Source organism: Kitasatospora sp. NPDC057518 (assembly GCF_042802075.1).
GTDB lineage: Bacteria > Actinomycetota > Actinomycetes > Streptomycetales > Streptomycetaceae > Kitasatospora.
Map to the genome: position 1 here is coordinate 1 of NZ_JBHVEU010000348.1, position 9,304 is coordinate 9,304.

Annotated in this window: 8 protein-coding genes; all 8 read left to right on the forward strand. The window is 72.2% G+C overall.

What is annotated here, in order from left to right:
* The first annotated feature begins 95 nt into the window (after positions 1–95).
* The gene (locus tag ACFU7Z_RS28925; protein WP_074001678.1) at positions 96–530 is read left to right on the forward strand and encodes a Rieske (2Fe-2S) protein; all 435 of its coding nucleotides are present in this window, start codon (positions 96–98) and stop codon (positions 528–530) included.
* 84 nt (positions 531–614) lie between these two features.
* Positions 615–2,654 carry an excinuclease ABC subunit UvrC gene (gene uvrC / locus ACFU7Z_RS28930; RefSeq protein WP_380780642.1) on the forward strand — a complete coding sequence of 680 codons (2,040 nt, stop codon included), beginning with the start codon at positions 615–617 and terminating at the stop codon, positions 2,652–2,654.
* Positions 2,655–2,772: 118 nt separating this feature from the next.
* The gene (gene rapZ, locus ACFU7Z_RS28935) at positions 2,773–3,657 is read left to right on the forward strand and encodes an RNase adapter RapZ (RefSeq protein WP_234348205.1); all 885 of its coding nucleotides are present in this window, start codon (positions 2,773–2,775) and stop codon (positions 3,655–3,657) included.
* Positions 3,658–3,720: 63 nt separating this feature from the next.
* Complete coding sequence (yvcK, locus tag ACFU7Z_RS28940; RefSeq protein WP_079271949.1) at positions 3,721–4,818, forward strand: uridine diphosphate-N-acetylglucosamine-binding protein YvcK; 1,098 nt, start codon at positions 3,721–3,723, stop codon at positions 4,816–4,818.
* Positions 4,809–5,789, forward strand: a complete 981-nt coding sequence (whiA, locus tag ACFU7Z_RS28945; RefSeq protein ID WP_049649611.1) for a DNA-binding protein WhiA — start codon at positions 4,809–4,811, stop codon at positions 5,787–5,789. Before yvcK ends, whiA begins: the two co-directional genes overlap by 10 nt.
* A gap of 306 nt (positions 5,790–6,095) precedes the next feature.
* On the forward strand, positions 6,096–7,103 hold the full coding sequence (gene gap / locus ACFU7Z_RS28950; protein WP_049649612.1) for a type I glyceraldehyde-3-phosphate dehydrogenase: 1,008 nt from the start codon (positions 6,096–6,098) through the stop codon (positions 7,101–7,103).
* A gap of 154 nt (positions 7,104–7,257) precedes the next feature.
* The gene (locus tag ACFU7Z_RS28955; RefSeq protein ID WP_049649613.1) at positions 7,258–8,469 is read left to right on the forward strand and encodes a phosphoglycerate kinase; all 1,212 of its coding nucleotides are present in this window, start codon (positions 7,258–7,260) and stop codon (positions 8,467–8,469) included.
* A 6-nt stretch (positions 8,470–8,475) separates the two neighbouring features.
* Positions 8,476–9,261, forward strand: a complete 786-nt coding sequence (gene tpiA / locus ACFU7Z_RS28960) for a triose-phosphate isomerase (RefSeq protein WP_049649614.1) — start codon at positions 8,476–8,478, stop codon at positions 9,259–9,261.
* The last annotated feature ends 43 nt before the right edge of the window (positions 9,262–9,304 follow it).

Here is a 9,304-nt window from a genome sequence, read left to right on the forward strand (position 1 = left end):
ACCCCGCCGCACCCGGGGACTCCCGGGAGCGGCGGGGTGGGCGCGACATAGACTTCCGTGGTCCCCGCAACAGCCGTACCCGTAGGAGCGCACCGATGTCCGAGGCCCCCGAGACCAGCCCCACCGCCTCCCGCCGCACCGTGCTCTGCGGGGCCGCGGCCGTCCTGGCGGCCGGCGGCACCGTGGCGGTCACCGGGTGCAGCTCCTCGTCCTCCAGTGGCAGCGCCCCCAAGGGCCCGGTCGACCTCGGCCCGGCCTCGGCCGTGCCGGAGGGCGGCGGCAAGGTCTTCCGCGAGCAGAAGATCGTGGTGACCCAGCCCACCGCCGGCCAGTACAAGGCGTTCAACGCCCGGTGCACCCACGCCGGCTGCCTCGTGGACCAGGTCAAGAACAACCAGATCCAGTGCCCCTGCCACGGCAGCCGGTTCGCCATCACCGACGGCGCCGTGCAGGACGGACCGGCCTCCTCCCCGCTGCCCGCCTACACCGTCACGGTCGAGGCCGGCAACCTCAAGGTGACCCCGAGCTGACCGAGTTGAGCGCCTCCCGACCGCCACGGTCCCCCCTGACGATCTCCGCCCCGCGGCCCCGGCCCCACTCGGTACGGTGGACCCATGGCTGACCCGAGCACCTACCGCCCGGCGCCCGGTGCGATCCCGACCTCCCCCGGCGTCTACAAGTTCCGCGACGCCCACGGCCGGGTCATCTACGTCGGCAAGGCCAAGAGCCTGCGGCCGCGCCTGTCGTCCTACTTCCAGGACCTGGCCGGCCTGCACCCGCGCACCGCGACCATGGTCACCACCGCCGCCTCGGTGGAGTGGACGGTGGTCGCCACCGAGGTCGAGGCGCTCCAGCTGGAGTACTCCTGGATCAAGGAGTACGACCCGCGGTTCAACGTCAAGTACCGCGACGACAAGAGCTATCCGGAGCTCGCCGTCACCCTGAACGAGGAGTACCCGCGGGTCCAGGTGATGCGCGGGGCGCACAAGAAGGGCGTGCGCTACTTCGGCCCGTACGGGCACGCCTGGGCGATCCGCGAGACGGTCGACCTGCTGCTGCGCGTCTTCCCCGTCCGCACCTGCTCCAACGGCGTCTTCAAGCGCGCCCGCCAGGTCGGCCGGCCCTGCCTGCTCGGCTACATCGGCAAGTGCGCCGCGCCCTGCGTCGGCAAGGTCTCGGCGGACGAACACCGCGCGCTGGCCGAGGACTTCTGCGACTTCATGGCCGGGCGCACCGGCAACTACCTGCGCCGGCTGGAAGACGAGATGCAGGAGGCCGCGGCCGAGCTGGAGTACGAGAAGGCGGCCCGGCTGCGGGACGACATCGGCGCCCTCAAGCGCGCGATGGAGAAGAACGCCATCGTGCTCGCCGACGCCACCGACGCCGACCTGCTGGCCCTGGCCGAGGACGAACTCGAGGCCGCCGTGCAGATCTTCCACGTCCGCGGCGGCCGGGTGCGCGGCCAGCGCGGCTGGGTCACCGACAAGGTCGAGGACGTCGACACCGCCGGCCTGGTCGAGCACGCCCTCCAGCAGCTCTACGGCGGCGGCGAGTCCGTCCCGCGCGAGGTGCTCGTCCCCGCCCTGCCGGAGCCCGCGGAGCCGGTCCGCGAGTGGCTCGGCGGCCTGCGCGGCAGCCAGGTCGACCTGCGCGTGCCCCAGCGCGGGGACAAGAAGGACCTGATGGCCACCGTGCAGCGCAACGCCCAGCAGGCGCTGGCACTGCACAAGACCAAGCGCGCCTCCGACCTCACCACCCGCAGCCGCGCCCTCCAGGAGATCGCCGACGCGCTGGAGCTGGACTCCGTCCCGCTGCGCATCGAGTGCTACGACATCTCCCACCTCCAGGGCGAGGACGTGGTCGCCTCCATGGTCGTCTTCGAGGACGGCCTGGCCCGCAAGAGCGAGTACCGGCGCTTCCAGATCAGGGGCTTCGAGGGCCAGGACGACGTCCGCTCGATGCACGAGGTGATCAGCCGCCGCTTCCGCCGCTACCTCCAGGAGCGCGAGCAGACCGGCGAGTGGGCCGTCCCCGAGGAGGACGACCCCGACACCGGCGCCGCCGGCACCCGGGACGAGGAGAGCCGCCCCAAGCGCTTCGCCTACCCGCCCCAGCTGCTGGTCGTCGACGGCGGCCAGCCGCAGGTCGCCGCCGCCAGGCGCGCCCTGGACGAACTCGGCATCGACGACGTCGCGCTGTGCGGCCTGGCCAAGCGCCTGGAGGAGGTCTGGCTGCCCGGCGAGGACGACCCGGTGGTGCTGCCCCGCTCCAGCGAGGGCCTCTACCTGCTCCAGCGGGTCCGCGACGAGGCGCACCGCTTCGCGATCAGCTATCAGCGCAACAAGCGTTCCAAGCGACTCACCGCCGGGGAACTGGACTCCGTCCCGGGCCTCGGCGAGACTCGCCGCCGGGCGCTGCTCAAGCACTTCGGTTCGCTGAAGAAGCTCCGGGCCGCCACCGTGGACGAGCTCTGCGAGGTACCTGGCATCGGACGCCGCACCGCGCAGACTGTTGCGGAGGCGTTGTCGTCCCGTACACCCGCCGCACCCGCGGTCAACACCGCGACCGGCGAGATCATCGAGGACGGGGCCGAGCAGGCCGCCGGGCCGGTGGCCGCAGCACCCCAGACCGCACCATCCCAGGAGACGCCATGACGGCCGACGCCGCCCGTCAGCCGGTGTGCCCCGGCCCCGCCCGCCTGCCCGGGCCGGGGAAGGGCGGCCGAGCCGTACGCGTACTCCCCAGCAGAAAGACCGAGAGCGGGGAACCGAAGTGACCGTGTCAGACGTGGCCGAGAACGCGCCGGAGCTGGTGATCATCTCCGGTATGTCCGGAGCCGGCCGCTCCACCGCCGCCAAGTGCCTGGAGGACCTCGGCTGGTTCGTGGTGGACAACCTGCCGCCGGCCCTGATCCCGACCATGGTCGACCTGGGCGCCCGTTCCCAGGGCAACGTCGCCCGGATCGGCGTGGTCGTGGACGTCCGCGGCCGGCAGTTCTTCGACGACCTGCTCACCTCGCTGGACGAGCTGGAGAAGCGCGGCGTCCGGCTGCGGGTCGTCTTCCTGGACTCCTCCGACGAGGCGCTGGTGCGCCGCTTCGAGAGCGTCCGCCGCCCGCACCCGCTGCAGGCCGACGGCCGGATCGTGGACGGCATCGCCCTGGAGCGCGACCTGCTGCGCGACCTGCGCGGCGAGGCCGACCTGGTGATCGACACCTCCAACCTCAACGTGCACCAGCTGCGCGCCAAGCTGGACGCCCAGTTCGCCGACCACGACGAGCCCGAGCTGCGCGCCACCGTGATGTCCTTCGGCTTCAAGTACGGCCTGCCGGTCGACGCCGACCTCGTGGTGGACTGCCGCTTCCTGCCCAACCCGCACTGGGTGCCCGAACTGCGGGCCCGTACCGGCACCGACGCGGACGTCGCCGGCTACGTCTTCCAGCAGCCCGGAGCCAACGAGTTCCTGGACGGCTACGCCCAGCTGCTGCGCATCATCACCGAGGGATACCGCCGCGAGGGGAAGCGCTACATGACGCTTGCCGTAGGCTGCACCGGTGGCAAGCACCGAAGCGTCGCCATGTCCGAGCGTCTGACCAAGCGTCTCATCGCCGACGGAGTCGAGACGGTGCTCGTCCACCGTGACATGGGACGGGAGTAACCGCCGCCGCCCTGCCGGGCCCGCCGGCGGAGTGGTCGGCGGGCCGAGGAACGCGAGGTGAGTGTGGCGGGATACGTGCCCGGGCGGCAGCCGCAGAGCAGGACCGGTGACCGGGCGGGCAGCCCGGCCCGGCCCACGGCGCCGGGCCGTCCGCGCAGCAGTCCCGCCCGCGCCAACCCGGCCCCGAGGATCACCGCGCTCGGCGGCGGGCAGGGCCTGTCGGCCTCGCTGTCCGCGCTGCGCCGGCTCACCAGCGACCTCACCGCCGTGGTCACCGTCGCCGACGACGGCGGCTCCAGCGGCCGGCTGCGCGAGGAGCTGGGCGTGCTGCCCCCGGGCGACCTGCGCAAGGCGCTGGCCGCGCTGTGCGGGGACGACGACTGGGGCCGCACCTGGTCCGAGGTGATCCAGCAGCGCTTCACCGGCAACGGCGAGCTCGGCGGCCACGCCGTCGGCAACCTGCTGATCGTCGCGCTCTGGGAGAAGCTGGGCGACCCGGTCGCCGCGCTGGACTGGGTCGGCCGGCTGCTCAACGTGCAGGGCCGGGTGCTGCCGATGTCGGCGGTGCCGCTGGACATCGAGGCGACCGTCCGCGGCCACGACCCGGCGCGCCCCGGCGAGGTCACGGCCGTCCGCGGCCAGGCCGACGTCGCGGTGACCCCGGGCACCGTGCAGTCGATCCGGCTGCTGCCGGACGAGCCGCCGGCCGTCCCGGAGGCGGTCACCGCCGTCCGGGAGGCGGACTGGGTGGTGCTCGGCCCCGGCTCCTGGTTCACCAGCGTGCTGCCGCACCTGCTGGTGCCCGAGCTGGCCGCGGCGCTCACCGAGACCCGCGCCCGCCGCCTGCTCACCCTGAACCTGGCCCCCCAGCCCGGGGAGACCGAGGGCTTCACCCCGCAGCGCCACCTGGAGGTCATCGCCGATCACGCTCCGAACCTCGCGGTGGATGCGATCCTGGTGGACGAGCGCGCCGTCACCGGCGGGGCCTTCGGCCAGGCCGACCTGGACGGCCTGGCGAAGGCCGCCGAACGGATGGGCGCGGCTCTGGTGCTCGGCTCGGTGGCCCGCACCGACGGGACGCCGCGACACGACCCCGAGCTGTTGGCGGCAGCGTACGACCGGATTTTCCGGACACATGGAAGGATCGGGCCATGGCGATGACTCCAGCGGTGAAGGACGAGATCAGCCGGCTCCCGGTCACCCGGGCCTGCTGTCGCAAGGCGGAGGTGTCGGCGATCCTGCGGTTCGCGGGCGGGCTGCACATCGTGAGCGGCCGCATCGTGATCGAGGCGGAGCTCGACACCGGAGCGGCGGCACGGCGGCTGCGCAAGGACCTGCTGGAGATCTTCGGGCACTCCTCCGACCTGGTGGTGATGGCCCCCGGCGGGCTGCGCCGAGGCAGCCGCTTCGTGGTCAGGGTCGTCAAGGACGGCGAGCTGCTCGCGCGCCAGACCGGGCTCGTGGACGGCCGCGGACGCCCGATCCGGGGCCTGCCCCCGGCAGTCGTCTCCGGGGCCACCTGCGACGCCGAGGCGGCCTGGCGCGGGGCCTTCCTGGCGCACGGCTCGCTCACCGAGCCGGGCCGCTCCTCCTCGCTGGAGATCACCTGCCCCGGCTCCGAGGCCGCCCTCGCCCTGGTCGGCGCCGCCCGCCGGCTCGGCATCCCGGCCAAGGCCCGCGAGGTGCGCGGCGTGGACCGGGTGGTGATCCGCGACGGCGACGCGATCGGCGCCCTGCTGACCCGGCTCGGCGCGCACGAGTCGGTGCTCGCCTGGGAGGAGCGCCGGATGCGGCGCGAGGTGCGCGCCACCGCCAACCGGCTGGCCAACTTCGACGACGCCAACCTGCGCCGCTCGGCCCGCGCCGCGGTGGCGGCCGGCGCCCGGGTGGCCCGCGCGCTGGAGATCCTCGGCGACGAGGTGCCCGAGCACCTGGCCGCGGCCGGCCAGCTGCGGATGCAGCACAAGCAGGCCTCGCTGGAGGAGCTGGGCGCGCTCGCCGACCCGCCGCTGACCAAGGACGCGGTGGCCGGCCGGATCCGTCGCCTGCTGGCGATGGCCGACAAGCGGGCCTCCGAGCTGGGCCTGCCCAGTACCGAGGCGAGCCTCACCGACGAGATGGCGATGAACTGACGCCCACGGTCACACCCCGTGATCACGAAGGCCGGCGCCCGGACCCCCGGGCGCCGGCCGCGGTCGTTTCCGGACAGCCGCGACACTCCCGAATTGGTAGAGACCACTGAGCTGGGACCAACTGCCCGGCGGGCCAGGGCCGGACGGCCTGAAATGGGGTTTGGGGCACGCCACGCCCGGTCTCACCAGGCGGCGCGATGTGCCGTCCCAGGCCCCGGAGGGGTAGGGTCGTAGGCGGTCGGGGACTTCCCAAATCTCACCCCCGCCGGGCCTCGCGCCCGGCGTACCTAACGAGGAGATCGGTTCGTGACGATCCGGGTAGGCATCAACGGCTTCGGCCGCATCGGCCGCAACTTCTTCCGCGCGGTCAAGGCTCAGGGCGCGGACATCGAGATCGTCGGTGTCAACGACCTCACCGACACGAAGACCCTGGCTCACCTGCTCAAGTACGACACCACCCTGGGCACCCTCCAGGCCGAGGTCTCGCACACCGAGGACAGCATCACCGTCGACGGCCACACCTTCAAGGTGACCGCCGAGCGTGACCCCGCGAACCTCCCGTGGGCCGCCCTGGGCGCCGACATCGTCGTCGAGTCCACCGGCATCTTCACCAAGGCCGAGGCCGCGAAGAAGCACCTCGCCGCCGGCGCGAAGAAGGTCATCATCTCGGCGCCCGCCACCGACGAGGACGTCACCATCGTCCTGGGTGTCAACGACGAGAAGTACGACGCCGCCAACCACCACGTCATCTCCAACGCCTCGTGCACCACCAACTGCGTGGCGCCGATGGCGAAGGTCCTGAACGAGAGCTTCGGCATCGTCAAGGGTCTGATGACCACCGTCCACGCGTTCACCAACGACCAGGTGACCCTGGACTTCCCGCACAAGGACCTGCGCCGTGCTCGTGCGGCCTCGCAGAACATCATCCCGACCTCGACCGGTGCCGCCAAGGCGACCGCCCTGGTCCTGCCGGAGCTGAAGGGCAAGCTGGACGGCACCTCGCTGCGCGTCCCGGTCCCGACCGGCTCCATCACCGACCTGGTCGTGACCCTCGAGCGCGAGGTCACCAAGGACGAGGTCAACGCGGCCTTCCAGAAGGCCGCCCAGGAGGGCCCGCTCAAGGGCATCCTGGCCTACACCGAGGACCCGATCGTCTCCTCGGACATCGTGAACGACCCGCACTCCTGCATCTTCGACTCGCAGCTGACCATGGTCCAGGGCAACCAGGTCAAGGTGCTCGGCTGGTACGACAACGAGTGGGGCTACTCGAACCGCGTGGTCGACCTGGTCGGCCTCGTCGGCGGGCAGCTCTGACCTCGCGGGAGCTGACGTGATGTAGGGGCGAGGGCCTGGTCGGCGTACGGTGCCGACCGGGCCCTCGTTCCGCGCTCAAGGACTTCTCAGGCGGCCCCTGCGCCGTGCCGCCTCACTGCGCATCAACCATCTCCCCAGGAGAATCCGAATCCCCGTGAAGACCATCGAAGAGCTCATCGAAGCCGGTGTCGAAGGCAAGCGCGTCTTCGTGCGCGCCGACCTGAACGTGCCGCTGGACGGCCGCACGATCACCGACGACGGCCGCATCCGCGCCGTCGCGCCGACCATCGCCAAGCTGGCCGCGGCCGGCGCGAAGGTGGTCGTCGCCTCGCACCTCGGCCGTCCCAAGGGCGCGCCGGACCCGCAGTTCTCGCTCGCCCCGGCGGCCGAGCGCCTCGGCGAGATCCTCGGCAAGGGCGTCGCCTTCGCCACCGACACCGTCGGTGACAGCGCCGCGGCCACCGTCGCCGCGCTGGCGGACGGCGAGGTCGCGCTGCTGGAGAACCTGCGCTTCAACGCGGGCGAGACCAGCAAGGACGACGCCGAGCGCAAGGCCTTCGCCGAGCAGCTGGCCGCGCTGGCCGACCTGTACGTGGGCGACGGCTTCGGCGCCGTGCACCGCAAGCACGCCTCGGTCTTCGACCTGCCGGCCCTGCTGCCGCACGCCGCGGGCGACCTGATCGCCACCGAGGTCGGCGTGCTGAAGAAGCTCACCGAGGACGTGGCCCGCCCGTACGTGGTGGTGCTCGGCGGCGCCAAGGTCTCCGACAAGCTCGGCGTGATCGACAACCTGCTGGAGAAGGCCGACCGGATCCTGATCGGCGGCGGCATGGCGTACACCTTCCTCAAGGCCAAGGGCCACGAGGTCGGCATCTCGCTGCTCCAGGCCGACCAGATCCCGACCGTCCTGGAGTACCTGGCCCGGGCCGAGGCGCGCGGCGTCGAGTTCGTGCTGCCGGTCGACGTCCTGGTCTCCGCCGAGTTCCCGGACCTCAAGACCAAGGCTCCGGCGAACCCCTCGACCGTCGCCGCGGACGCCATCCCGGCCGACCAGGAGGGCCTGGACATCGGCCCCGGGACCCGCGAGCTGTACGCGGCCAAGCTGGCCGACGCGGGCACCGTGTTCTGGAACGGCCCGATGGGCGTCTTCGAGCACCCGGACTACGCGAACGGCACCAAGGCCGTCGCGCAGGCCCTGCTCGACAGCGACGCGTTCACCGTGGTCGGTGGCGGCGACTCCGCCGCGGCCGTCCGCATCCTGGGCTTCGACGAGACGAAGTTCGGGCACATTTCGACCGGCGGCGGCGCCAGCCTCGAGTACCTGGAGGGCAAGACCCTCCCCGGTCTCGCCGCTCTGGAGGACTGACAGCACATGACCGACCGTCTCCCGCTGATGGCGGGCAACTGGAAGATGAACCTCAACCACCTTGAGGCCATCCAGCACACCCAGAAGCTGGCCTTCGCGCTGGCCGACAAGGACTACGCGGCCGTCGAGGTCGCCGTCCTGGTGCCGTTCACCGACCTGCGCTCGGTGCAGACCCTGGTCTTCGGCGACAAGCTGAAGATCAAGTACGGCTCGCAGGACATCTCGCAGCACGACGGCGGGGCCTACACCGGCGAGGTCTCCGGCCCGATGCTGGCCAAGCTCCAGTGCACCTACGCGGTGATCGGCCACTCCGAGCGCCGCCAGTACCACGGCGAGAACGAGGAGATCGTCAACGCCAAGGTGAAGGCCGCCTACCGCGCCGGGGTCACCCCGATCCTGTGCGTCGGCGAGCCGCTGGAGATCCGCAAGGCCGGCACCCACGTCGAGTACACCCTGGCCCAGCTGGACGGCGGCCTGGCCGACGTCCCGGCCCACCAGGCCGAGTCGATCGTGGTCGCCTACGAGCCGGTCTGGGCGATCGGCACCGGCGAGGTGGCCACCCCGGAGGACGCGCAGGAGGTCTGCGCCGCCATCCGCGGGCGGATCGCCGAGCTGTACGACGCCGAGCTGGCCGGCAAGGTCCGGGTGCTGTACGGCGGTTCGGTGAAGTCGTCGAGCGCGGCCGGCCTGATGGCCAAGCCCGACATCGACGGCGGCCTGGTCGGCGGTGCCTCGCTGGACGCCGACGAGTTCGTCAAGATCGTGCGCTACCGTGAGCAGGCAGTAGGCTAACGCCGCCGCAGCAACGTAGGCTTTGGGGCCGGACCGCCGTACC